This window comes from Micromonospora sp. CPCC 205546 (assembly GCF_036902715.1).
Taxonomy (GTDB): Bacteria; Actinomycetota; Actinomycetes; order Mycobacteriales; family Micromonosporaceae; genus Micromonospora.
Genome location: NZ_JBAKHL010000052.1, coordinates 22,518 through 46,187, shown reverse-complemented (window position 1 = coordinate 46,187; position 23,670 = coordinate 22,518). Strand labels below are relative to the sequence as shown.

Below are 23,670 nucleotides of genomic sequence, written 5' to 3'. Positions count from 1 at the left end.
AACGCCTTCGCCATCACCTTCAGCGACCGCTTCCCAGCCGCTGAAACCTACTAACCAAGATCGCCGGAAACACCGTTAGCGAGACAGCCCCAAGCTAGAGGACCAATGGGCGACGATCGCTCTTGGTGTTGAGTCGGTAACGCTAGACCGCATTCCTATCATCTGGTAGTGGATCTGGTCAATGTCTTGACGAAGGGTGGTCAGGGAGCTAGTGGATCAACTCGGGCTGGCTCGTTGCGAGGTAGCCGAAGGCGACGAGGTAGCTAAGATCCATCAGTGGGCACCGCTGCGGTCGCTGCAGCGGTTCAGGCTGTCGGCCAACTAGCGCGAATGCTTATTGGACGTTCGCACCGCTCTAGGACGAGCCGCCCGCGCCAGCGAGGAACAGACCTATGTCGCAGGTCGCCCGCCGAGGTGGGTGGCGGACGCTCGAAGAGACCGACTCGCCGCAGCCCGGCCCATGTACTACCCCGGGCGACGGTCGACGACCTGAGCGGCACGCCAAGCTGCTCGGCGTCTCTCGCAGCACCCTGATAGGCGCGCAGGCAAATAATGCGAGTAGCAGAGAAGTGGACACCCGGCAGGCTTGCGATTGATGATGGCCGCGTGAACATTGTTACCATCGGCTCCGACAGCCCTCGGCAGCCGCCACCGAGGTGGCCGATCGTGGTCAAGGTTGTCGTGGTGTCGGCTGCTGTCCTCGCGGCGACCGTCGCCCTTCTCGGCGATCATGGGGTGCGGCGCGAAGCGCGCGTGAGCCCGAGCCCGGCGGTAACGCATGTGAGCCCGAGCCCGGCGGTGCCGGTGCACACCTCCACATCAGCAGGCCCGCCGTGCATGCCGGTCGGTTGGTCCCAGAGCCCCGCAGTGGTAGACCCGGCGGCCGGCCTGCTTATCACACGAGTCTCGGCCGGGCCTGGTTCAACCCTAGAGCGATGTGACCGTACGGCAGTAGAAGGCCCGTGGACTGTGGTTGTGCGTCGACCGGACGGCTCACTCGGGAGAAACGGGGCGGTGGTGACGTTCCCGGTTGAGGCGCCGAGAGTTGGCCACAGCGTCGGTGTGGGCGGGGTGATCGGCAGGGCGGAAGACGGAATGATCACGTGGCCGATTGCCGGGGCCTACGCGCGAATCCGGGGTGACCTGAGCGAAGCCGAGCTGATTGCGATCGCTGCCCGTACCACGATCGTGGCCGGCCGGCCGGTCGTGCGTCAACCGGCGGGGTATGCGGTGGTGTCTTCGGGGCCGTACCGGTCGCCGACCGACCATCAGATCCGCTACGGCAGCGCCAGGGTTGGAGAGCAGGAAGCGCTCGGCACCGGCATGACCTACACCGGAATGACCAGCGGCGGCGGGTTCGAAGACCAGCTCTACGCCGCGCGAACCGAGGACGCGGGGTCGGTTCGAGGTAGGCAGGCTGTCGTATCGCTCGGATTCCGAGGCAATGCCACCCTCGCGTGGGAGCCAGCACCGGGGATCGTGGCCTACGTCGGCTACAGCGGCCCACAGCCAGACGAGGAGGCGGTAGCAGCCCTTCGCCGGCTGGCCGAACAAACCCGCGCCCTCAAAAGTAGCGAGTGGCGGGCCACCAACCCGCAGATCATCGACCAGATTAACGAATTCGGCTGACCAAGCCTGCGGCGCCGGCCAGCGAACTGGTCAACCGAGGCGACCGGCCTCCGGCCGGCTGCCGCTCAGCGGGCTAGCTCAAGTCCGTCGGCTCCTTCCTGGCGTCCCTGGGCAGTACATCTAAGGTGTTACGGAGCCGCCGTTCGGCCGACACTCGGCGGGATCGAGGCGGCGGCATGATGACCGATGTCACCGACACGGGCCTCCTCATCTGAGCGGGGTGTTGGGCTGTGACTGGCGATGCCATGGAATCAGAGGGCATCGGCGTCGGGGAGTTGGGCGAGCACTTCTGGCGGGGCTGGTTCGACGGGCAGGGGTCGAGGTTCGGTGTGCTTGTCCGGGTTGCACCGGCTGAATGGCCCGTACTCGGCGGCGAGCGCGGCGAGGTGCGGGTCGAGGTGGTCGCGCCACCAGATGCTCATGCCGGTCTGTGGGTCGCTGACCCGCAGTGTTTCCCAGGCTCGCCACAGCGCGTACAGGCGGGAGATTGCCTCCGGGTGCGCCCACCAGCGGGGACACCAGTTCACCCCAGAGGTCGGCCCAGCGGCGAGGCGCCGCTCGACGACGTGGGCGAGGTAGTCCCCGACGAACGCCTCCACGTTGCGGTAGACCGGCTCCGCCTCGGTGGGCTCGGCGGCCGACGGCGCGATGCCGCTCGGGTCGGCGGCGAGTTGGCCGAGCAGGGCACTGAGGTCGGCGATCGGGTCGCCGGCCGCTCCGGGCTGGGGCAGGGTCATGGGGTCGGCTCCGGCGGGGCGTCGTCGGGGGTGAGGGTCCAGTCGGTGCGCTTGTGGGGATCCCAGCGGGCGATCGACGCGCGGATCGCCGCCGCGTAGGGGCCGGTCTGCCAGGGGGCGGTGCGGGCGAGCGCGGGCGGGGCGCCGGAGGCGTAGACGACCATTCGGCCGCGAGGCAGGGCGTGTAGGTCGGAGACGTCGAGGATGCGCTGGCGGCGGGTGGCGTGGGATACGGACCGCTGGCCCCACCCGGATCCGCTGCTGCTCGTCGAGCGGGTGGTGACGTCGTGCTCGCCGATGAGCTTGGACAGTTCTTCGAGCCAGTCGGGGTCGGCGACGCCGCCGCCGTAGGTGCGGACGTTCGCTGCGGACCAGAGTTTGCGCATGCCCTCGCGTCCCCATACGTCGACGCCCTGGGGGTAGGACTGCAGGATCGTGATGATGGGCAGGCCGTGGGAGCCGTAGTAGGAGTAGAGGTTGGGGAGCTGTCGGAGGCGGCAGATGTTGGCGGCTTCGTCGAGGATGCTCAGCAGCGGTGGGTCGAGGCGCCGGCCGGGGCAGGTGCGGGCGCGTAGCTCACCGGCGCGTAGGACGGCGTCGGTGAGGGCGGCGACCAGCGGGGCGGGGGAGCCGGGGCCTCCCTGGGACAGCAGGTACAGCACGTCGGTGCTGGCGGCGAAGGCGGCCGGGTCGAACTCGAGGATCCCGCCGCGGGTGGGTGGGGTGACCCAGGCGGTGACGGCGGGCTCGGTGAGGCACATGAGCATCTTCTGGGCGCCGGCGTAGATGCCGCCGCGGGTCTTGTCGGGCATGTTGACCACCCCGGCGACCGCGTCGGCGGGCAGGTCGAAGCCGTGCTCGCGCAGCAGCATCGCGGGTTCGTCGTCGCGAGGGCTGACGGCCCACCGGTACGCGGCGAGGATGTCCCTGCCGGCTACGGCGGCCGCGAGGAGCAGGTTCGCCACCAGCTCCTCGGAGCTCGGGTCGAAGAAGGCGTCGCGGCTGACGCCGGGCTCGCGTTCGGCGGAGGCGAAGTGCTCGGCCAGGCGGCGGGCGTCGGTGATGGTGGCCACGGCGCGCAGGGGGTTCCACCACATGCCCTGCTTGGGTCCGAGGATGTGCTGCGGGTCGAACGCCCACACGGTGCCGCGTGCGGCGCGGATGTCGCGGGTGGCGTCGACGATGTCGCCCTTGACGCTGGTGACCAGGGTCGGGCCGGGGGCGGCGACGACGGCGGGGATCGCCCGGCAGGTGGTCTTGCCGGTGCGGGGGCCCCAGATGTCGACGGCCATGTCCTCCCAGGACTGGCGCAGCGGCATCCCGCCGGCGACGGTGTGGGCGATCAGGACGCCGAGCTGGTCGGGGTCGGGCCGGTCGACGTCGGCGAGGCTGGGCCGCAGCCGCCGGCCGCTGTCGGCGACACCCTTCGGCCCGAGGTGCGCGAGGTCTCGGCGGCTGGCCATGCGGCGGGCGGCCGGGTCGACGCGGGTGCGGCGCCGGCGAGCCCACCGCCAGGCGGCGGCCCCACCGATGACCAGGAGCAGCAGGACGGTCACCTCGGCGACGGCGATGAGGGTGCAGGTGGTGGTCCAGGTGATGTCGCCACGTAGCACCGCGGCGGCGACCTGGATCGGCCCGCCGCCGGTGTATCCGGATGGGCGGGCCAGCACGACGGGCAGCCACGCGCCGCTGGCGAGGACCAGGACCCCGGCGGCGATGCCACCAGCGATCAGGCCGGCGTCGTCGTGGCCACCGCGCGGCCCGGCGGGCCGGCTCACGTCATCGTCCAGCGGAAGTCGGTGTTGCCGAGCCGCATCTCCGTCTCGGTGGGTTCCAGGTGCACCGGGATACCCGGCCGAGACCCGACCTTGATCAGGAAGTTCCCGCGACCGACGGTGCCGCTGCCCTCAGCCGCTGTCCAGGACGGCGGCGCCGACCAGGACAACACCTCGCGCCGCTCGGCCTGCGACAGCGGCCGGACCCGCGCGACCGCGTCGAGTTCCTGCTCCGAGCACGGGCCGATCATCAGCACCGCGGAGCGTTCGGCGAAGCCGCGGGCCTTGGCCCGGTCGTGGGCGGTGGGCAGCGCCTCCAGGTCGGCCAGGGAGTGGGTGATGAACGCGGTGCCGGTGCCCTTCTGTCTGTTCAACCGGGTGAGGCCGTCGGCGCGGTCGACCAGGCCGTGCCCGACGCGCAGCGCCCGCCACAACTCGTCGAGGACGGTGAAGAACGTTCTCGGCGGCGCCAGGCCGAGGTCGGCCATCAGGTGCGCGGCCTCCACCTGGGCGAAGCCGTAAGACCAGGTCGACAGCAGGGTCGCGGCGGTGCGCAGCTCGTCGGTGTCGTCGATGCTGGAGATGTCGACGCACACCGCAGGGGTGTCGAGGCGGATCGCCGTGGTGGTCTGCCCCTCGAAGGTGTCGCCGAGCGGTCCGTGCAGCAGCGCCAGCAGGGTGCGGTGCAGGCCGGCGACGTCCTCACGGAACCGGGGGACGTCCTCGTCTTCCTGCCATAGCGTGACCGCGCGCACCTCGGCCGGAGCGGCCCTTGAGGACCAACGGCAGTGGATCCGGCGCTAAGCCCTGGACCTGTTGATGGCGGTGGATGTGCCGTACGGTGATCGGTCGTGCCGACCAGATTCTTGACGGATGACCAGATCGCGCAGTTCGGCCGGTTCGCGGCTGTGCCTCCTGATCAGGAGGCGTTGGAGCGGTTCTTCTTCCTGGATGACGCTGACCGGGAGTTGGTGGCGACCCGGCGTGGTGATCACAACCGGCTCGGGTTCGCGTTGCAGTTGGTGACGGTCCGGTTCTTGGGGACGTTCCTGACGGATCCGCTGGATGTGCCGCTGGTGGTGCTGGATTACGTCGCGGCGCAGGTCGGTGTGGGTGATCCGTCGTGTGTGAAGCGGTACACGGAGCGGGAGAAGACCCGGCTGGAGCATCAGTGGGAGATCGCGCAGGTGTGCGGCTTCGTGTCGTTCGCGTCGGCACAGGACTCGCTGGTGGAGTGGCTGGACCGGCAGGCTTACACGACGGGTGACGGGCCGAAGGCGTTGTTCGTCGCGGCGGTGGGCTGGCTGCGGGAGCGGCGGGTGCTGCTGCCGGGAGTGACACCGTTGGTCGAGTTGGTGGCCGAGGTGCGGCAGGCGGCGGAGACGCGGCTGTTCGATCTGCTGGCGGGGGCGGTGGCAGCCGAGCAGGCGGGGCTGTTGGAGTCGGTGCTGCAGGTGCCGGAGGGTCAGCGGCGCTCGCAGTTGGATCTGTGGCGCCGTGGTGAGCGGTCCACGTCGGGTCGGGGCATGGTGGCGGCGTTGGCGCGGGTGGCGTCGATCGCTGGGTTGGAGATGCGCCGGGTGGACGTGGCGGGGGTGCCGACGCGGCGGGTGATCGAGTTGGCCCGGTACGGGATGGCGGCGAAGGCGCCGAAGCTGGCCCGGCATCCATACCGCAGGCGGTTGGCGACGTTGTTGGCGACGGTGCGGTGGTTGGAGGTGACGGCCACCGACGACGCGTTGGAGCTGTTCGACGTGTTCATGTCGAACGAGTTGATCGGGCGGGCGTCGAAGGCGTCGGACAAGGAGAAGCTGCGTCGGCAGCCGGGGTACGCGCGGCACGCCGCGGTGCTGCGTGCGGCGGTGGAGGTGCTGCTGGAGTCCGACGGGTGGGGTGAGGGCATCCCGGTCGAGGTGGTGTGGGACGCGATTGAGACGGCGGTTGGCTCGCGGGCCCGGCTGCGGGCGGCGGTCGACGGGGTGGCGGAGATGATCCCGCCGTCCGGCGCGGACCCGGACGGGCAGTGGCGCGCTGCCGTGGTCGAGCGGTTCAACACGGTGCGCCCGTTCCTGCGGCTGCTGAGCGAGGTGATCGAGTTCGGGGCAACCGCGGATGCGCGGCGGGTCTTGGATGCCATGCGGTCTCTGCCGCAGATCCTGGACACGAGGCCCAGTGAGCGGATCCCGAAGGGCTGGGCGGACGCCCGGAAGGTGGACGTCGATCTGGTGCCGGGCGGGTGGTGGCAGCGGCTGGTGTTTCCGAAGGGCCGCCCGGAGGGCACGGTGGACCGTAACGCGTACGTGTTTTGCGTGTTGGAGCTGTTCCACACCGGGCTCAAGCACCGTGACATCTTCGCGGTGGCGTCCGACCGGTGGTCTGATCCGCGGGCGCGGCTGCTGACCGGGCAGCGCTGGGCGGAGGTGAAGGACGCGGCGCTGGGGGCGTTGCAACTGCCGGAGGACCCGGACGAGTTGCTGGCGGGGCATGCCGCGGATCTCGACGGGGCGTGGCGGGCGGTCGGCGGTGGGATCGTGCCGGACGGTCCGGTCAGCATCGACGCCGAGGGTCGGCTGCACGTCGCGAAGGACGACGCCCGGGATTTCCCGCCGAGCTTGATCGACCTGCGCGACCGTACGGGGGCGATGCTGCCCGGGGTGGATCTGCCCGAGGTGATCCTGGAAGTGATGGCCGAGTACCCGGCCTTCGGTGAGGCGTTCACCGCGGTGTCCGGCGGCGGTACCCGGCTCAAGGACCTGCACGTGTCGATCGCGGCGATGCTGACCGCGCACGCGCTCAACGTCGGCCTGAAACCGGTGCTGGCGGACCTGCCGGCGTTGACCCGCGACCGGCTCGCTCACGTCGACCAGCACTACCTGCGGCCGGAGAACTACGCGGCGGCGAACGCGGTCCTGATCGAGGCGCAAGCCACGATCCCCCTCGCCCGGTTGTGGGGTGGTGGGCTGGTCGCTGCGGTGGACGGGATGCGGTTCGTGGTGCCGGTCCGGACCGCGGACGCTCGGGCGAACCCGAAGTACTTCGCCCGCAAGCGGGGCGTGACCTGGCTGAACATGGTCTCCGACCAAGCGATCGGGTTGGCCGGCAAGGTGCTGTCCGGCACCCCGCGCGACACCCTGAACGTCGTCGACCTGGTCTACAACCCCGACGGCGGCCCGCAGCCGGAGGTGCTGATCACCGACGCCGGGTCGTACTCCGACGTAGTTTTCGGGATCGTCACCTTGTTGGGGTTCGACTACCGGCCAGTGCTCGCGGACCTGCCAGATGCGAAGCTGTGGCGCGTCGACGCCCTCGCCGACTACGGCGTGCTGGACAAGACAGCGCGGGGCCGGGTCGACCTGGACAAGATCCGCCGGCACTGGCCGGACGTGCTGCGAGTGATCGCGTCGGTGCACACCCGGGAGATATCCGCGCACGACGTGATCAGGGTGTTGCAGCACGACGGCCGGCTCACGGACCTCGGGGAGGCAGTCGCGCACTACGGGCGGATCTTCAAGACGCTGCACGTGCTGACGTTCGCCGACGACCCTGACTACCGTCGGCACCTCAAGGGGATGCGCAACCTGCAGGAGGGCCGGCACAGCGTCGGCCGGCACGTCTTCCACGGCCGCAAGGGCGAGCTGCACCAGGCGTACCACGCCGGGATGGAGGACCAGCTCGGCGCACTCGGCCTGGTCCTGAACTGCATCACCCTGTGGAACACCCTCTACTTGAACCACGCCCTGGACGCGCTACGCAGCCAGGAGTACCCGGTGCTGGAGGCCGACGCCGTCCGCCTCTCGGCGTACCAGTACAAACACATCAACGTGCACGGCCACTACTCGTTCGCCCTGCCCGACCTGGACGGCGCCCGCCGGCCGCTGCGCGACCCCGACGCCTTCGAGGAGTAGCGCCTGACCGTCGCGCCGCGTTGACCGCGCCGCCGGCGCCGGCGCCGGCGAGCTACCTCGCCGGCGCCGGCGAGCTACGTAAGCGGGTCGGTATGGCCCTCGCCGAAGCCGAGATGGGCTGAAGACGCAGCCGACCCGGCCCCGGGGAGCGAGGAAGAACGGAACGAAGATCGGCGCTAAGGCGGAAGCGCCACCGCGAGGCCGCGCAGGGGTGAAACTCCGTGCAGATCGCCCGGTGGCGACCGATGGCGCTGGCGGAAGTTGCGGGATCTGATTTCGGTTGCGGCCTTGCATGCCTGGAACATGTAGGAGTGTCCGCTGATAGGTGCAATATTTCCCGCGATTTCATTGATCAATTGAGCAACGTCGCCGGCCTCGAATTCACTTGACGTGAATAGGCATTGACGCTGCGTTGCCGCCTGGGTAGCGTCGTCGGGGTCGGTTGACAATCACTGAAGTGAATGCCAAGACGAGGGAGAGTTGAGTGAGACGATCACTCTATTCTGTTGGTGCTGGTGTGGTGATGTCCCTGGCGTTGGCCGCTCCCGCCGCAGCGGCTCCGGTGCAGCCGTTCACCGAGACCACCGCCTGCGACAGCGGTCGTGTGTGCATGTGGGAGGACCCGTTCAAGGCTGGTAACCGGTACGTGCACTCCACGCAGACGACGTTCGAGATCCCCGGATGGGACGGCGACAACGAGATCAGTTCGGTCTGGAACCGCACTGGTCAGAAGCTGACGATTTTCGACAACGACGGTTACACCGGCACGCGAATCTGCCTGAACGCTGGCGAATATGTCGCGGAGTTGGGGCCGGAGCGCGCCTTCGACAATGAGGCGGAGAGTTACAAGCTCGCCAACAACTGTCTCTGATCGATCACAGCGACGCGCGGCGAGGGTGCTGGCCATAGATTCGTATGGCTGGCATCCTCGGCGTCGTGAGCAACTTCGGGGGTGGTCTTCAGGATGGGCATCGGTGTGGGTGCTGACGTCGTCTCGAGCGACGGCCTGACCTACACGGTCGGCCAGACGGTCGCCGTGCGCGAGGCCAGCGTATGTGTGGCAAGGGGCGAGGTCGTCGCGATCACGGGCCCGTCCGGCTCGGGCAAATCCACTCTGCTGTTCCTGCTCGCGGGAGTGTTGAGCCCGGACAAGGGGTCGGTGCATCTCAACGGCGTCGACCTCGGCGCGGTCAGTGACCGCGCACGAGCCGGTTTGCGGCTGCGCCAGTGCGGCTTCGTGATGCAGTTCGGGGACCTGATACCGGAGCTGACGCTGGCCGAGAATGTGGAGCTGCCGTTGCGCCTGACCGGCGTCTCCGCCCGCAAGGCCCGCGCGACCGCGGACGGACTGCTGGCTCGCCTCGGCCTCGACGGTGAGCGGAATCGCACGCCGTCGCGGGTATCCGGTGGGCAGGCCCAGCGGGCCGCCATCGCGCGGGCGCTCGTGCATCAGCCGAGTGTTGTCTTCGCTGACGAGCCGAGCGGCGCGCTGGACTCCCACTCAGCCGCGCAGTCGCTGTCAGCGCTGCTCGACCTGGCTCGCGCTGGCGGCAGCGCTCTCATCCTGGTCACCCACGCCGCCGAGGTCGCCGCCACGGCAGACCGGGTCCTGACGATGCGAGATGGCGTGCTGCAGGCATGAGCTACCTCCCGTTCGTGCGGTTGGGGTTGCGGCTGTGCCGCGGCGGCGGCCCCGCTGGATTGGTCCGTCTGGTGCTGCAGGCAGCAGCGGTCGCCTTCGGCGCGTTCGTGCTCCTGGCCACCCTCGCCGCTCCAGGTGTCGCCGAGCGGCAGGACGGCCGCATCGGTGATCGAGAGCCCGTCCTGGCGGCATCAGCCGGCACGGCGGGGTGTTTCAAGCTACGCACCGTCGAGGACAACGTCGGCTCCCGCCCGTTACGCCGTGTCGCCGTGTGGAACGCCACCGCGCAGTCGCCTCGGCCGCCCGGCGTACTGGCTTGGCCAGCGGCCGGTGAGATCGTGGTGTCACCCGCCCTGGCAGAGCTCATCGGCGATGACGCGCGCGCTGCCGCGAGGTTCCCGCAGCGTGTCGTCGGCGTCGTTGGCCCCGCGGGCTTGGTTGCGCCGGACGAGCTGTTGGCCTACGTCGGCGTGCCCGCTGCCGAAGCGGATCGGGCGGGCGGCGCGCAGTGCGTCGAACGGATCGGTACGCAGATCAGGCATCGGGGTGCTTCATGGACTGGGGCTGTCGAGGAGGTGCTGCGGCCGGCTGTGCTCGTGCCGGTCGGCATGGCCGTGTTCGTTCTCATTCCTCTGGGCATCTTCCTGGCGGCGTCGGCACGGTTGTCGGCGGCCACCCGGGAACGGCGGCTGGCCGCTCTTCGCCTACTCGGGGCCGACGCCCGCCAGACGCAGGTTGTCAACGCCGTCGAGACCGGGGCGGTGGCGGCCGTCGGCGCCGCGATCGGGACCGCCGGCTGGCTGGCCGCCCGCGGTGGAACCGAACAGTTGAATCTTGGTCACCTGCACTGGTTCGCCGAAGACCTCGCGCTGTCGCCGTTCACTGTCGCGATGACCACAGTGGGGCTGCCGCTGTATGCCGTCGCCGTGGCCACCGGCGCGTTCGCCCGCCTGCGCGGCAATCCCCTCCACGCCTTCCGCAACGCGGCCAGTCGACGGCCGGCGCTGCTGCGGATTGCACCTATCACCTGCGGAGTCGCCCTCCTGGCCGGCGCTGCGGCACTGCCCGCGACAAGGGCCTACTGGGCGCTGTTGGCCTTCGCCGCCGGCCTCGTTCTGACAGCCGTGGGACTGCCGCTGGTCACGCCGCTGCTAGTGCAGACCATGTGGCAGCGCCTCAACCGGCGTCCCGGTCTCCCGCCGGCGCTGCGTATCGCCGGGCGGCGCGCCCTGGCCTCAGACGGCGCTGCGGCCCGCCTCGTCGCGACGGTAGGTGTCACCCTCTTCGCTGCGGGAATCGGCCTCGGCGCTGCGGAGCACGTCCGTCTCGCGGAGTCGTTGGCCACACCGTCCGCGCCAGCCCAGCTCAAGCTCACTCTCGATGGCGCCGTGAACCCCACCGTGCTCGACGCTCTGCGCGCCACCCCGGGCATACGCGGAGCCTCCCAGTACGAATACGCCTCGGCGGAACTGGGCGCTGAGCAGCGGGCCGACGTCATGATCGCCTCCTGCGCCGACGTCCGCGGACTGTTCGACGGCGCGGAAGCATGCAGTCCTGAGCGCGTCTACCGGTTGCACATCAACTCGCCCGACTTCGCCGGCGAGCCGCAACTCCCGGCCGGCACCACTCTGCGCCTGACGCCGGCCGCAGAAACCGACTGTCCCGCGGCGCGGACCGTCGTGGCGCCCGCCGACAAGCTTGAGCTGACCCCGAAGCTGTACGCCGACCGGCCGTACCAACTGCTCATCACCACCGCTGCGAACTGCACCGCAGCGCAGACCACCACCGTTCTCCTGCGCAACGAACCACCCGTCCTGGAACGGGCCCGCCAGATCCTCGCCACACAAGCTCCCGCATCCAACGTTCAAGGCTTCCTCGGCACCACGCAGGGCCTCGGAGGTGCCACCGTCACCGTGATCATCGGCGCGCTGATGGCCATCACCCTCCTGCTGTGCCTCGCCGCACTCGTCGTCGTCGCCGTCGACCGGCTGATCGAACGCCGCCGGCTCACTGCGGCCCTACGGGTCGTTGGAGTGCCCCGCCGGACAGAAGCCGCAGCCGACATGGCAGAAGTGGCCCTTCCGCTGGTCATCTCGGCAGGATTGGCGATGGCGGCGACCGCGGGTGCCGTCCATGTCGCCATCGACATCACCGGGGTCACCACGCGCCGGTTCGGGGAGGTCCTGCTCATACAGGTTGGACTCACCGCAACCGCCGTCGTGCTGCTCACCGCGGTCGTCTACGTCGGCACCCTGCTCAGAACCAGCAGCGAAGACCTGAGGCGCGAGTAACAGCGGGAAGCTCTTGGGAGCTGTCTCGATCCGGCGTTCCAGCGGCAGCCCGAGCGGCTGATGATGATGGAGCCACCGCGTCCCGTAAACGCTCCTTTCCGGGACGACCCATCGAGATCAACTCTGCGAGGCGTTCGCCCAGGACGGCGAGTCCCGAAACCCGTCCCAGAACCGGCGTGTCCGAGCCGGGATTACGGGACGTTTCCGGGACGATCGGCGACATGACCGAAGCCCCCGCCCGCGCCGCCGCCGCGCCGCCACGCCCGCACAACCGGATCCGCGTCGGCTACGCCCGGGTCAGCACCCGCGAGCAAGACCACGACTCTCAACTCGACGACCTCAACGCCGCACACTGCCGCGAGATCATCATCGAGACCGCGAGCACCCGCGGCGACCGCCCCAAACTGCGCGCCGCCCTGGACGCCCTGCGCCCCGGCGACACCCTCGTCATCCACCGCCCCGACCGGGTCGCCCGCTCCATGAAGGAACTGCTCGTCTTCCTCGAAGACGAACTCCACGCCCGCGACATCACCCTGGAAATCCTCACCGGCATCTGCGCCGGCGTGCACCGCCCCGGCGGCGCCACCCTCGCCGACCGGCTCCTGTTCGCCGTCGCCGCCCTCGCCGCCGAGATGGAACGCGAACTCATCCGCGACCGCACCCTCGACGGACTACGCGCCGCAGCCGCCGCCGGCCGACACGGCGGACGCCCCACCACCGTCACCGATGACATTCTCGCCATCGCCCGCGCCCGCCAGGCCCGCGGCGAATCCGTCACCACCATCGCCAGACACCTCAGCGTCGGCCGCTCCACCCTCTACCGGGCACTACAACCCCCCGACCAGGCGATTACGGCTTAGCGCCGGATCCACTGCCATTGGTCCCCCAGGGCCGATCCGGCCCGCGTCCGCGTGGTCCAGCCCCGCGACGAGGTTGATCAGCGTCGACTTGCCAGACCCACTGGCACCGAAGACGCAGACGAACTCGCCCGCGCGCGCCCGCAGGTCCGCATCCCGCACGGCCCACACCATCTCCGAATGGGTGGCGAAGGATCGGCTGACACCCTCGACGGCGAGCAGGGTCTCAGCGGCACCGGCCGGTGAGGTCAGCACCCGCGGTCAGTCCGCCACGACGACAGCTCATCGCTGTTGAGGAAGTTGACGTTGGGGTCCTCGGCCAGCTTGCCCATGGTTCGGCAATTCCCTCCACCATCGTGGTCGTAGCACCAGGCGGCATTGGTGTTCGTCTTGTTCTCCCACGAGTCCATGTGATCGTTCGCCGAGGCGCTCACATTGACGAGGCCTCCGCCCGGATCACGGGAACCCAGTAATCCTACCCAGTTGTTTCCATCGTAGATGCAGACCCAGGTACCTCCGCACAATCCCGGGTTTCCGGCTGACGCGGCGGCCGGGAACGCCAGACCTCCAGCCGCGATCACCGCCCCCACCAGCAGCAGCTTCTTCACGCCCATGCACCCTCCCTCCTCGAGTCCGGCGGCCTCGGCGCGACCACCGGACACCAACTCGCATGCGCGGAACGTAGTTTGCTCATTGCAAGCGGTCAATGAACTTGCTGCCGCCCAGTCTCACGAAAGATGAACCTCCCGACATGACTCATATTCATTTGCCTCGCCGCACGAGAAAACAAACTCCAGCGCTGGGGCGGGCTGCCTCAAGTCGGGATCGTCATCCCGGCTGCCGGCTCGGCTGTCGCTCAACGGCGAGCCGGTGTTCGACCAGCGCTGGAGTTGCTTTGGTCCGGAAGCTACCGGGAGGCCCACCTGGGCCGACGGCTTCGTGCTGCCCTCGCTGATCCGCGACGAGCTGTACGCGCAGGCCCAGCGACTCGCCAAGACCACCGCGGTGCCACCGCCCCCTTTGCTGACCCTGCTACGCCCCGGCTCTGGAAGACCCTGCCGGCACTACAGCAGCGGCCCGCTCGATCGCCCGGTAAACCGTCGAGCGAGCCACGCCGAACAGTTCGGCCAACTCCGCGCTGGTGTGCTCGCCGGCCTTGTGCAGGGCCACCAGGTGCGCTTCCTGCTTGACGCTGAGTTTGGGCGCCTTGCCCCGCAGCCGGCCTTTGGCCTTGGCGATCTTCATGCCCTCGCGGGTTCGCATCCGGGTCAGGTCCGCCTCGAACTCGGCAATCATCGCCAGGGTGGTGAACAGCAATTTGCCCATCGCGTCGGTTGGGTCGTGGCTGGAGCCGCCGAGGTTGAGCTTCACCTCGCGAGCGGTCAGCTCCTTGGCGATGTCGTGCGCGTCGGAGACCGATCGGGCGAGCCGGTCCAGCTTCGTCACCACCAGCTGGTCGCCGGCCCGGCACGCCGCGAGGGCCTCGCGCAGTCCCGGCCGGGCTCGGTTGGTTCCGGTCAAGCCTTTGTCGACGTAGATCCGGTCGGCGCCGACGCCGAGCTCGGTTAGCGCCGCCAGTTGCGCACTCAGGTCCTGCTCGTCGGTGGACACCCGGGCGTAGCCGATCTTGAGGCCGATCATGAGGCGTCACTGTACCGCTTAGCCCCCGTTGACCGGGCACTTTACCGGGCGGGTCTTACGGGACTCGCCGACCAGGGCCGTAACGGCGGCGTCGAGTGGTCCGGCCGTTGCCCGATAGACGATCCCCTAACGGGACACCAGCTCAAGACCACCGACCGCCCGAGACCGCCCGTGAAGATCAACTAATTGGCCCCCGGTGTCGCCGTTCTTACCAACACCCCAACTCGCCGGGGGCCCGGTCGGGGAGTGACCCGGCTCCTCCCCGGGCCGGGCGGCCGATCTCGCCGGCAGCGGCCGTGGAGGCGGTCAGCCTCGGTGGCGTACCTCGGTGTCCCAGATCTCGGCCCACGGACGTCGCAGGCCGCGGCAGACCCAGATCGGGCCGCCGTTCTCGTCGTTGTCGACGGCGACGCGCTGGTCCACCCGCCCGGCGAGGGTGACCTCGGTGAACCAGCCCCGCAGCCGGTCCGGTCGCGCGAACCCGACCGCGATCACCACGTCCGCGTCCTGCGGCGGACGGCCGAAGTCCACCATGCTGTTGTGGCCCGAGTACGCGCGCGGGAGTCCACGCGCCGGACCGTACCGCGCCACGGCGCCGGCCTCGCCGTAGTTGCCGGCGAGGATCACGGCGCGCTGCCGCTGGTCGGCGGGCAGACCACGATGGACGGCGGCGAGCGAGTCCGCGAAGGCGGGCCAGCCGATGGTCTCGCCGGCGTCGTAGTTGGCGGCGACGACGAAGCCGGGAAGCCGGTCGGCCGGCAGGACGGGCAGCAGCAGCACCATGCTGCTGGCGGCGGTGAGCACGGCGCCGACCACCAGCAGGCCTCGGCGGGCGACGGCGCGACCTCGCGACGCCCAGCCTGAGGCGACGACGGCTCCGGCGGCGGTGAGCACCAGCAGCAGCGGGGCGTCGTAGTAGCCCTTGCCGCCGGCGAGCAGCACGATGCCGATGACCACCAGCCAGGCCCATGCGACGGACCGCCAGGCGCGCCAGGCCGGCCGCCGCAGCAGCGCCACCAACCCGGCGACCCAGATCGGGACCGTGAACGGGCTGATGATGACGAACTGGAGGACAAGCGCGTCGAGCCGGCCACTGTAGGAGCTGTCGCCGTCGGCGATCGCGGCGGCCACCGACAGCTGCGGGAAGTCGTGCGTTGCCTGCCAGATCAGGCTCGGCGCGGCGAGCAGCAGGAAGACGGCGGCGGCCACGAGCACCCACCGGTCGCGCAGCAGCCGCCTCGGCCCGGCGATGGTGATGCCGGCCAGCAGGCCCACGGCGAGCAGTGCCGGCAGCAGCTTGTTGAGCATCCCGACGCCGAGCGCGAGCCCGACGCCGAGCGCCCACCGGCTGTCGGCGGTGCGCAGCAGCCGCACCACGCAGAATGCGGCCGTCAGCCAGACCAGCAGGTCGACGGTGGTGGTGCTGAGCAGGTGCCCGCCGGCGAGCACGATGCCGGCGGTGGCCGCGAGGAAGGCGGCCCAGGTCTGCGCGCCGCGACCGGCGCCGAACTCGCGGGCGATCGCGGCGACCAGCAGAACCGCCACGCCGCCGACCACCGCCGACGGGGTGCGCAACGCCACCAGGCTGCCCGGGGCGACCGTGTCGGCCAGCCGGGCCAGCGCCGGCACCAGGGGGCCCTGGTCCACGTAGCCCCAGTCGAGGTGCTGGCCGCAGAGCAGGAAGTACAGCTCGTCGCGGTGATGACCGTAGCGGCCGGAGAGCAGGAGCAGCACCGCCGTCGTCGTCGCGGCGACCGCCCACGGGCTGGTGGCGCGGGGGCCGGCGGCAGTAGGCCGCTCATCCGTGGGCGTCGCACGCCGCCGCGCCGGCGCGGCGAGGTCGGCGACGGGTTCGGTCACCTCTCCATCATCGCCCGTGAAGGCCGGTCGTGGGTGACCAGGACGGTGGCGGTGCCGCGCTGCCGGGTGAGGTCGGCGACCAGCTCGACGATCACCGCACCGCGCTCGTGGTCCAGCGCGCTGCTGGCCGCGCTCGCCCCGCACGAGCGGCGGCAGCTGTCCGACCTGCTGCGCCGCGTGGTGCTGCGCGCCGAGGCGGCCGGCGAGCAGACCCACCGGGCTCGCGGCGGCGCGCCTTGCCGGGGCGGAAATGGGGGTGCGGCCCGCGTACGACGGCTGGCAGGGTGGCCACATGACAGCGCAGGCTCTGGCCGGGGCACTCGCCGACGACGTACGGCGGCAGGTCTTCGCGGCGATCGTGCTGGGCGATGCCGACGCCCCGGCGGTGGCCGACCGCACGGGCCTGCCGGCGCGGCAGGTGCTGACCGCGATCCGCCGGCTCGTCGACGCGGGCCTGGTGGCCGGCGGCGACGGTGACCTGCGGGTCGACGCCGAGCGGCTGCGGGAGGCGGCCCGGACGCCGGCGGCGCCCCGTCCGTCCGACGACCCCGTGGACCGGGTGCTGCGCATCTTCGTACGCGACGACAGGCTGACCGGCCTGCCGGCGCAGCGCGGCCGGCGGCGGGTGGTGCTGGCGCACGTGGCGAAGTCCTTCGAGCCGGGGGTGCGCTACCCGGAGCGGAAGGTGGACGAGGTGTTGCGGCGCTGGTGCGAGAACGGCGGCACCGACCACGCGGCACTGCGCCGGTACCTGATCGACGAGCAACTGCTGGCCCGTGAGCAGGGCGTCTACTGGCGCATCGGCGACTGACCGGCCGCGCCGGGCTCGCCCCCTGACGACCGGCGGATATCCCGTTGACCCGACGGCGAGGATCGACGGGTGAGCGCGGCGGCGATGGCCGACGATCCGAGCGACGACCTGGCCGCGCCCACCGGGATCCTGCGGGGCGGTCCTGCTCGCCGCCGTGGCGGAGCGGGCCGTGCCGCCGGGGTCGACCGGATCCGGCTGGACACCCGTGGTGACCTGGTCGAGGCCCGCGCCCTGTACGCCCGGCACGGCTACCGGGAGATCCCGGCGTACCACGACGGCCCCTACGCCGAGCACTGGTTCGAGAAGGTCCTGAGTTGACGACGAGGCCGCGACGCGCTAAATACAGAGGAGGAAGTTGAGTCGACTCGGCTCAACTCGAGGACCTTCGGCCAGGAGAACCGAGGAGGCAGGACCATGTTGATGCGTACCGACCCGTTCCGTGAGATCGACCGGATCACCGAGCAGTTCTTCGGCACCGCCGCGCGCCCCGCGGTCATGCCCCTGGACGCCTACCGCGACGGCGACTGGTTCTACGCGGCGTTCGACCTGCCCGGCGTCGACCCGGACAGCATCGACTGCACCGTCGAGCGCAACGTGCTGACCGTGCGCGCCGAGCGCCGCCGGCCGACCGGCGACACCGTCGAGCTCGTCGCCGCCGAACGCCCGATGGGCACCTTCACCCGGCGGCTGTTCCTCGGCGACACCCTCGACACCGACAAGCTCGAGGCCGGCTACGACAACGGCGTGCTGACCCTGCGGATCCCCGTCGCGGAGCGGGCCAAGCCCCGCCGGGTCACCGTCACGGCCACCGCCAACGGCAACGGCAACGGCAACGGCCGCAAGGAGATCAACGCCTGATCCGGGCGTACGAGGGGCGGGGCGACCGGTGCCGGTCGTCCCGCCCCTCGCGCTTTCCCGCCGGTCGCGCCCCAACGCCGGGGTGGCCCAGGCGGGCGTCACGCAACCGGCCGGCGGTCCGGCACGATCGCGTAGGGCGCGCCTCCCTCCGTTGCCGACCCGAAGCTGAGAACCTTTTTCACATGCTTTCCCCGAATGCTCCGGCGCGGCCGAGCCGGCCCACCCCGCTGGCCCTGCCCGGGGGACCCGTCGACTTCACCGAGGCGTGGCTGCGCAACCGGCGGCTGTCCGAGCACACCCGCGACGCGTACCGGCGCGACGTCGCCGGCTGGCTCGCCTGGTGCGCCGCCGGCGAACTGGACCCGCTGCAGGCGAACTTCCTGCACGTCAACGAGTACGCCCGGACGCTGGAGGCCACCCTCGGCGCGCGCACCGGCAAGCCGCTCACGCCGGCCACCGTCGCCCGTCGGCTCTCCGCCCTGTCCAGCTGGTACGACTTCCTGGTCAAGCTGCGCGCGGTGGAGTCCAACCCGGTCGCCGGCGCCGACCGTCCCCGCATCGACCGGGACCACTCGGCGACGGTGGGCCTCACCCCCGAGGAGGTCGACGCGCTGCTCGCGGCCGCCGAGGCCGACACCGGACCGACCGCCGCACGTAACCGGGCCGCGATCGCCCTGCTGGCCGACCTCGGGCTGCGCGTGGGGGAGCTGGTCTCGCTCGACCTGGCCGATCTCGGCGCCGAGCGGGGCCACCGCAGCGTGCGGTTCGTCGGCAAGGGCGGCAAGTCCCGCCGCCGCGCCCTGACCCCCGGCACCGCGTACGCGGTCGACGCCTACCTGGCCGAGCGGGCCGCCGCGCAGGGCGTGGCGGTGCACGAGCTGACCGGGCCGCTGCTGGTCACCGCCAGCGGGGCCCGCCTGGACCGGCACGCCATGTTCCGGCTGGTGCGGCGGCTGGCCCGCACGGCCGGCATCCCGGCCTGGGCACGGCTGTCGCCCCACTCGCTGCGGCACGCGTTCGCCACCACCGCCCGCGCCGAGGGCGTACCCCTTGAGGACGTGCAGGACGCCATGGGGCACGCCGATCCGCGCACCACCCGCCGCTACGACCGGGACCGGCACAACCTCGACCGCGACCCCGCGTACACCATCTGGGCGGCGCGGGCCCGCCGCCGCGGCTGAGGTGCCGCCGGGGGAGGGCGTCGGTGCCGCCTACGGGTCGGTGTGCACCAGCGCGCGGCTCAGCGCGCCGATGCTCGGCTGGGCCCCGGCGACGATCAGCACGTCGCCGTGGGCCAGCACGTGGCCCAGCCCCGGGGCGGTGATCGTCCGTCCCTCGCGGACGACGGCGATGACGCTCACCCCGTGGGTACGCGCGACGGCCTCGGCGATGCTGCGGCCGTCGTAGGGCGACGTGGCCGTGACCGGAAGTTCGGCGACGCTGATCGCCTCCCGGTGTCGTTCCAGGTGCGTGACGTGGTCGATGGTGGCGATGGGGTGCAGCAGTTCGGCCACCTCCTGCGCCTCCGCCGGGCTCAGGGTCACGGACCGTTCCACGGTGTCCGGGTCGCCGGGCGCGTAGACGACGACGTCGCGTCGGCCGCCGCGGTGGCAGACGACCCCGATCGCCTGCCCTTCCCCGGTGTGCAGGGTGTAGCCGACGCCGATGCCGGGCAGCGGCACTCGTTCTATCTGCATTCCTTGCCTCCTGTCGTGTTGCGAAGCGCGATGGCGGCTACGCGGCGAAGTAGCGCAGCCACACGTACACCCAGGCGATCAGGGTGGTCATGATCGTGGTGACGATGCCGTAGCGGGTGAACTGCCAGAAGCTGATGGGCTCCTTGGCGCGGGCGGCGATGCCCAGCACGACGATGTTGGCGCTGGCCGCCACGGCCGTGCCGTTTCCGCTCAGGTCGGCGCCCAGGGCGAAGGACCACCACAGCGCCTGGCCGGTGGCCGGGTCCGGGGCCCCCGCGACGAGGCCCTCGACGATCGGTGCCATGGTGGCCGTGTACGGGATGTTGTCGAAGAACGCGCCGAGCACCGCCGAGCCGAAGATCAGGCCCGTGGCCGCCGCGAGGTAGTCGTCGCCGACCGCGGCGCTGGCCCATTCGCCGATCCGGCTGACCACCCCGGTCTCGGTGAGGCCGGCCACCATCACGAACAGGCCGGTGAAGAACACCAGCGTCGGCCACTCCACCTCGCCCAGGTAGGCCGACTTGTCGGCCCGGGACACCAGGACCATCAGCCCGGCGCCGAGCAGCGCGACGACGGCCACGTCTATGTGGATCACCGTGTGCAGCGTGAAGGCGATGATCACCAGGCCGAGCACGACCAGGCAGCGGATCAGCATCCCCGCATCGGTGATGGCGGCGCGGGCGTCCATGTCGCGTACGGCCTCGAACCGCTCCGGACGGTGCACGAACGCGCGGCGGAACATGACCCGCGCCAGCACCAGGAACGCCAGGAACATCAGCACCGTGACCGGGGCCATGTGCCACAGGAAGTCGTTGAAACTCAGGCCGGCCCGGCTGCCGATGATGATGTTGGGAGGGTCGCCGATCAGGGTGGCCGCGCCGCCGATGTTGGCGGCGAGCACCTCGGCGATCAGGTACGGCGCGGCCGGGATGCCCAACCGGCGGCACACCGAGATGGTGATCGGGGCGACGAGCATGACCGTGGTGACGTTGTCCAGCACCGGTGAGGCGACACCGGTGATCGCGACCAGCAGCACCATCAGCCGGTACGGCCGGCCCTGCGAGCGCTGCGCGGCCCAGATCGCCATGGACTCGAACACGCCGGTCTGTTTGATCACCCCGACGATGACCATCATGCCCAGCAGCAGGAAGATGACGTCCCAGTCGATGCCGGCGTGGTGCGAGTAGAACACGTCCGATCCGGGCACCAGCCCGAGCGCGGCCATCAGGCCGGCGGCGCCCAGCACCACCGCGACCCGGTTGATCTTCTCGGTGGCGATGAAGATGAAGGCGACCGTGAAGATGACGATCGCGGCGAGGGGAGGCCACGCGCTCACCGGCGGCTGCCCGGCGGGCCGTGCCCCGCCCCGGCGGACCGGCGCGTTCGGGCGCCCCCGGCGACCTCCGGTGGCGTGGGTTCGCTCGCCAACGGATGACGGTTCACGGGGTCCTCCCGGGTTCGACGACGGTGCGCGCGGGCGACGGCCCGCGCGGGCGGAGCCGGGCACGGGGAACCGGAGTCCGCGGTGGCTCCGGTCCCGGACTCGCGTTCATGGTCATCGGTGCGGTGCGGGTCGACATCGGGGCTGACACCCATTTGCCGCCGGGCCCGCGACCCGGGGCGGCGGATAATGGGTGCGGGCACGCATTTACAGCACGCGCCCCGGCCGACAGGCTGACCATGATGAGGGTGATCACCGCCGCGGGGCGTACCGGCCCACGTCCCGGACCGCCGGCAACCGCCGGCGCCGGGCGGCGTCGGGAACGGCTCGGGAGGGGAGGCGCCGTCGTGTCGCTGTTCTGGCGGATCTTCATGCTCAACGCGGCCGTGCTCGTCGCCGCCACGTTGCTGCTGCTCGGTCCGGTCACGGTGTCCACCCCCGTGCTGCTGACCGAGGCCGTCGTGCTGACCGTGGGCCTGGCCGCGATGCTGGTGGCCAACGCCGCGCTGCTGCGCGTCGGCCTCGCGCCGCTGCACCGGCTGACGCGGGCCATGACCACCATCGACCTGCTCCAGCCCGAACCTCGCCCGGTGCCAGCCGGGCAGGCCGGCATCGCGGACCTGATCCGTGCCTTCAACGCCATGATCGACCGGCTGGAGGCGGAGCGGGCGACCAGCGCCGCCAGCGCCCTGTCCGCCCAGGAGGCCGAGCGCCGGCGGGTCGCCCAGGAACTGCACGACGAGGTCGGTCAGACGCTGACCGCCGTCCTGCTGGAGCTCAAGCAGGTCGCCCGGCACGCGCCCGAACCCGTACGCGCCCAGCTCGCCCAGGTGCAGGAGACGACCCGGGACAGCCTCGACGAGATCCGCCGCATCGCGCGTCGGCTGCGCCCCGGCGTGCTGGAGGAGCTCGGCCTGACCAGTGCCCTCAAGGCGCTCGTCACGGAGGTCACCGGGCACACGGACCTGTCCGTGCGCCAGCACCTCGACGCGGACCTGCCCACCCTCGACGGCGAGGCCGAACTGGTGATCTACCGGGTGGCGCAGGAGGCGCTCACCAACACCGTCCGGCACGCCCGGGCCAGCACCGTCGAGGTGTCCCTGGCCCGTCAGCCGGACCACGTGCAGCTGCGTATCCGCGACGACGGCCGGGGCATCGGCGACGCCGCCGAGGGGGCCGGCGTACGCGGCATGCGCGAGCGGGCGCTGCTCATCGGCGCCCAGCTCGGCGTGGCGCCCGGCCCCGGCGGCGGCACCGAGGTGCGGCTGCGGGTGCCGCTGGGCAACCTGGAGGCCCGGGCGTGACCACCCGCATCCTGCTCGCCGACGACCACGCCCTGGTGCGCCGTGGCGTACGCCTCATCCTCGACAGCGAACCGGACCTGAGCGTCGTCGCCGAGGCCGGCGACGGCGCGCAGGCCATCGCCCTGGCCCAGACCGAGCGCCCCGACCTGGCCATCCTCGACATCGCCATGCCCCGGCTGACCGGCCTGCAGGCCGCCCGGGAGCTGTCGCGGCAGCAGCCGGGCCTGCGCATCCTCATCCTGACCATGTACGACAACGAGCAGTACTTCTTCGAGGCGCTCAAGGTCGGCGCCAACGGCTACGTGCTCAAGTCCGTCGCCGACCGCGACCTGGTGGAGGCCTGCCGCGCCGCCGTGCGCGACGAGCCGTTCCTCTATCCCGGCGCCATCAACGCGCTCATCCGCACCTACCTGGAACGCAGCGCCCGGGGCGAGAGCCTGCCGGCCAGGGCCATCACCGAGCGGGAGGAGGAGATCCTCAAGCTCGTCGCCGAGGGCCACTCCTCCAAGGAGATCGCCCGCCTGCTGTTCATCAGCGTCAAGACCGTGGAGCGGCACCGGGCCAACCTGCTGCAGAAGCTCGGCCTCAGGGACCGGCTGGAACTGACCCGCTACGCCATCCGGGCCGGGCTCATCGAGCCGTGACCGCGCGCCGCCGGCGCCGACCGGGCGGGCACGGCGGTCGGGCGGCGGGGCCGACTTTCCTGCGCGCGGGCCCATCGGTTCTCTACGGTCGACGGGTGGGCGCTGAGCAGCCGTGGAGCCGGCCGGCCCGACGGGGCCGCCCGATGCGTACCGGGTTGGTGTTCGCGGGCGTGACCGTCCTGCTGTGCTGCGTCGGGGTGGCCGGACTGGGCGCCTGGAACGTGCAGGTGGTCACGCAGGCCAGCGGCCCGGTGCGGGAGACCGCCGACGGGTTCCTGCGGTCGGTGGCGGCCGGCGACACCGACGGCGCGTACGACCGGCTCTGCGCCGACGCGCGCAGCAGGTGGAGCCCGATCGGGTTCACCAGCTGGCTGCGCACCCCGCCGGTGGTCGACGGCTACGAGATCGTCGACGTGTCCGTGGCGACCCGGGGTGGCCGCCCGCGCGGCACGGTCACGGTGCGGCTGACCCGCGACAGCGGCCTCACCGAGCAACGCGAGCTGTCGGTGGTGCGCGAGGACGGGGACTGGCGGGTGTGCGGTGACCCGTACTGACCGCCGTACTGCCATGTCGCGCGG

General features: G+C 71.1%; 22 protein-coding genes. 13 read left to right on the top strand and 9 right to left on the bottom strand.

From position 1 onward, the window contains the following. The first annotated feature begins 1,014 nt into the window (after window positions 1-1,014). Complete coding sequence (locus V6U77_RS22250; RefSeq protein WP_334608505.1) at window positions 1,015-1,629, top strand: hypothetical protein; 615 nt, start codon at window positions 1,015-1,017, stop codon at window positions 1,627-1,629. Window positions 1,630-1,880: 251 nt separating this feature from the next. Here V6U77_RS22250 and V6U77_RS22245 read toward each other — a convergent pair whose 3' ends face one another. The 3 genes from V6U77_RS22245 to V6U77_RS22235 are packed head-to-tail and all read right to left on the bottom strand — an operon-like array spanning window position 1,881 to window position 4,896. Beyond that, on the bottom strand, window positions 1,881-2,366 hold the full coding sequence (locus tag V6U77_RS22245; RefSeq protein ID WP_334608503.1) for a DUF4913 domain-containing protein: 486 nt from the start codon (window positions 2,364-2,366) through the stop codon (window positions 1,881-1,883). Next, window positions 2,363-4,144 carry a type IV secretory system conjugative DNA transfer family protein gene (locus V6U77_RS22240; protein WP_334608502.1) on the bottom strand — a complete coding sequence of 594 codons (1,782 nt, stop codon included), beginning with the start codon at window positions 4,142-4,144 and terminating at the stop codon, window positions 2,363-2,365. Before V6U77_RS22240 ends, V6U77_RS22245 begins: the two co-directional genes overlap by 4 nt. Further along, window positions 4,141-4,896, bottom strand: a complete 756-nt coding sequence (locus V6U77_RS22235) for a hypothetical protein (protein WP_334608501.1) — start codon at window positions 4,894-4,896, stop codon at window positions 4,141-4,143. The genes V6U77_RS22240 and V6U77_RS22235 overlap by 4 nt, the downstream gene beginning before the upstream one ends. Before the next feature lie 96 nt (window positions 4,897-4,992). On the opposite strand from V6U77_RS22235, the gene V6U77_RS22230 reads away from it, so the two are divergent. From V6U77_RS22230 to V6U77_RS22210, 5 genes are all read left to right on the top strand, one after another. Beyond that, window positions 4,993-8,046, top strand: a complete 3,054-nt coding sequence (locus V6U77_RS22230) for a Tn3 family transposase (RefSeq protein WP_334608500.1) — start codon at window positions 4,993-4,995, stop codon at window positions 8,044-8,046. Window positions 8,047-8,530: 484 nt separating this feature from the next. Further along, a complete protein-coding gene (locus tag V6U77_RS22225; RefSeq protein WP_157747150.1) occupies window positions 8,531-8,917 on the top strand; it encodes a peptidase inhibitor family I36 protein in 387 nt (128 codons plus the stop codon). A gap of 93 nt (window positions 8,918-9,010) precedes the next feature. Next, the gene (locus V6U77_RS22220; protein ID WP_334608498.1) at window positions 9,011-9,688 is read left to right on the top strand and encodes an ABC transporter ATP-binding protein; all 678 of its coding nucleotides are present in this window, start codon (window positions 9,011-9,013) and stop codon (window positions 9,686-9,688) included. Further along, entirely contained in the window at window positions 9,685-11,979 is a 2,295-nt protein-coding gene (locus V6U77_RS22215; RefSeq protein ID WP_089000377.1) for an FtsX-like permease family protein, read from the top strand. The genes V6U77_RS22220 and V6U77_RS22215 overlap by 4 nt, the downstream gene beginning before the upstream one ends. A 221-nt stretch (window positions 11,980-12,200) precedes the next feature. After that, window positions 12,201-12,839 (top strand): recombinase family protein, encoded by a 639-nt coding sequence (locus V6U77_RS22210; protein WP_089000378.1) that lies wholly within the window; start codon window positions 12,201-12,203, stop codon window positions 12,837-12,839. Here V6U77_RS22210 and V6U77_RS22205 read toward each other — a convergent pair. The 4 genes from V6U77_RS22205 to V6U77_RS22190 form a co-directional block, all read right to left on the bottom strand. Further along, window positions 12,807-13,010 (bottom strand): ATP-binding cassette domain-containing protein, encoded by a 204-nt coding sequence (locus V6U77_RS22205; RefSeq protein WP_334608510.1) that lies wholly within the window; start codon window positions 13,008-13,010, stop codon window positions 12,807-12,809. The two genes, V6U77_RS22210 and V6U77_RS22205, sit on opposite strands and share 33 nt — an antisense overlap. 74 nt (window positions 13,011-13,084) lie before the next feature. Further along, a complete protein-coding gene (locus V6U77_RS22200; protein ID WP_334608496.1) occupies window positions 13,085-13,444 on the bottom strand; it encodes a hypothetical protein in 360 nt (119 codons plus the stop codon). Between the two features lie 424 nt (window positions 13,445-13,868). Then, a complete protein-coding gene (locus V6U77_RS22195; protein ID WP_334608494.1) occupies window positions 13,869-14,477 on the bottom strand; it encodes a recombinase family protein in 609 nt (202 codons plus the stop codon). Between the two features lie 306 nt (window positions 14,478-14,783). Next, window positions 14,784-16,337 carry an ArnT family glycosyltransferase gene (locus V6U77_RS22190; protein WP_334608492.1) on the bottom strand — a complete coding sequence of 518 codons (1,554 nt, stop codon included), beginning with the start codon at window positions 16,335-16,337 and terminating at the stop codon, window positions 14,784-14,786. A gap of 292 nt (window positions 16,338-16,629) precedes the next feature. Here V6U77_RS22190 and V6U77_RS22185 point away from each other — a divergent pair, with 292 nt between their 5' ends. The 4 genes from V6U77_RS22185 (at window position 16,630) to V6U77_RS22170 (ending at window position 19,187) form a co-directional block, all read left to right on the top strand. Next, window positions 16,630-17,148, top strand: a complete 519-nt coding sequence (locus V6U77_RS22185) for a DUF2087 domain-containing protein (RefSeq protein ID WP_334608491.1) — start codon at window positions 16,630-16,632, stop codon at window positions 17,146-17,148. 69 nt (window positions 17,149-17,217) lie between these two features. Continuing rightward, window positions 17,218-17,466, top strand: a complete 249-nt coding sequence (locus tag V6U77_RS22180) for a hypothetical protein (RefSeq protein WP_334608490.1) — start codon at window positions 17,218-17,220, stop codon at window positions 17,464-17,466. Between the two features lie 96 nt (window positions 17,467-17,562). Continuing rightward, a complete protein-coding gene (locus V6U77_RS22175; protein WP_334608488.1) occupies window positions 17,563-18,006 on the top strand; it encodes an Hsp20/alpha crystallin family protein in 444 nt (147 codons plus the stop codon). 182 nt (window positions 18,007-18,188) lie between these two features. Then, entirely contained in the window at window positions 18,189-19,187 is a 999-nt protein-coding gene (locus V6U77_RS22170) for a tyrosine-type recombinase/integrase (RefSeq protein WP_334608487.1), read from the top strand. Between the two features lie 30 nt (window positions 19,188-19,217). On the opposite strand, the gene V6U77_RS22165 is transcribed toward V6U77_RS22170, so the two are convergent. Further along, complete coding sequence (locus V6U77_RS22165; protein WP_334608485.1) at window positions 19,218-19,703, bottom strand: cation:proton antiporter regulatory subunit; 486 nt, start codon at window positions 19,701-19,703, stop codon at window positions 19,218-19,220. Window positions 19,704-19,740: 37 nt separating this feature from the next. Next, window positions 19,741-21,039: an ArsB/NhaD family transporter gene (locus V6U77_RS22160; RefSeq protein WP_334608483.1), complete on the bottom strand. Its 1,299-nt coding sequence runs from the start codon at window positions 21,037-21,039 to the stop codon at window positions 19,741-19,743. Window positions 21,040-21,491: 452 nt separating this feature from the next. Here V6U77_RS22160 and V6U77_RS22155 point away from each other — a divergent pair, with 452 nt between their 5' ends. The 3 genes from V6U77_RS22155 (at window position 21,492) to V6U77_RS22145 (ending at window position 23,646) form a co-directional block, all read left to right on the top strand. Next, window positions 21,492-22,448, top strand: coding sequence for a HAMP domain-containing sensor histidine kinase (locus V6U77_RS22155; protein ID WP_334608482.1), 957 nt, complete (start codon window positions 21,492-21,494; stop codon window positions 22,446-22,448). Beyond that, a complete protein-coding gene (locus V6U77_RS22150) occupies window positions 22,445-23,092 on the top strand; it encodes a response regulator transcription factor (RefSeq protein ID WP_334608480.1) in 648 nt (215 codons plus the stop codon). The genes V6U77_RS22155 and V6U77_RS22150 overlap by 4 nt, the downstream gene beginning before the upstream one ends. 95 nt (window positions 23,093-23,187) lie before the next feature. Beyond that, window positions 23,188-23,646 (top strand): Rv0361 family membrane protein, encoded by a 459-nt coding sequence (locus tag V6U77_RS22145; protein ID WP_334608478.1) that lies wholly within the window; start codon window positions 23,188-23,190, stop codon window positions 23,644-23,646. Window positions 23,647-23,670: the final 24 nt, after the last annotated feature.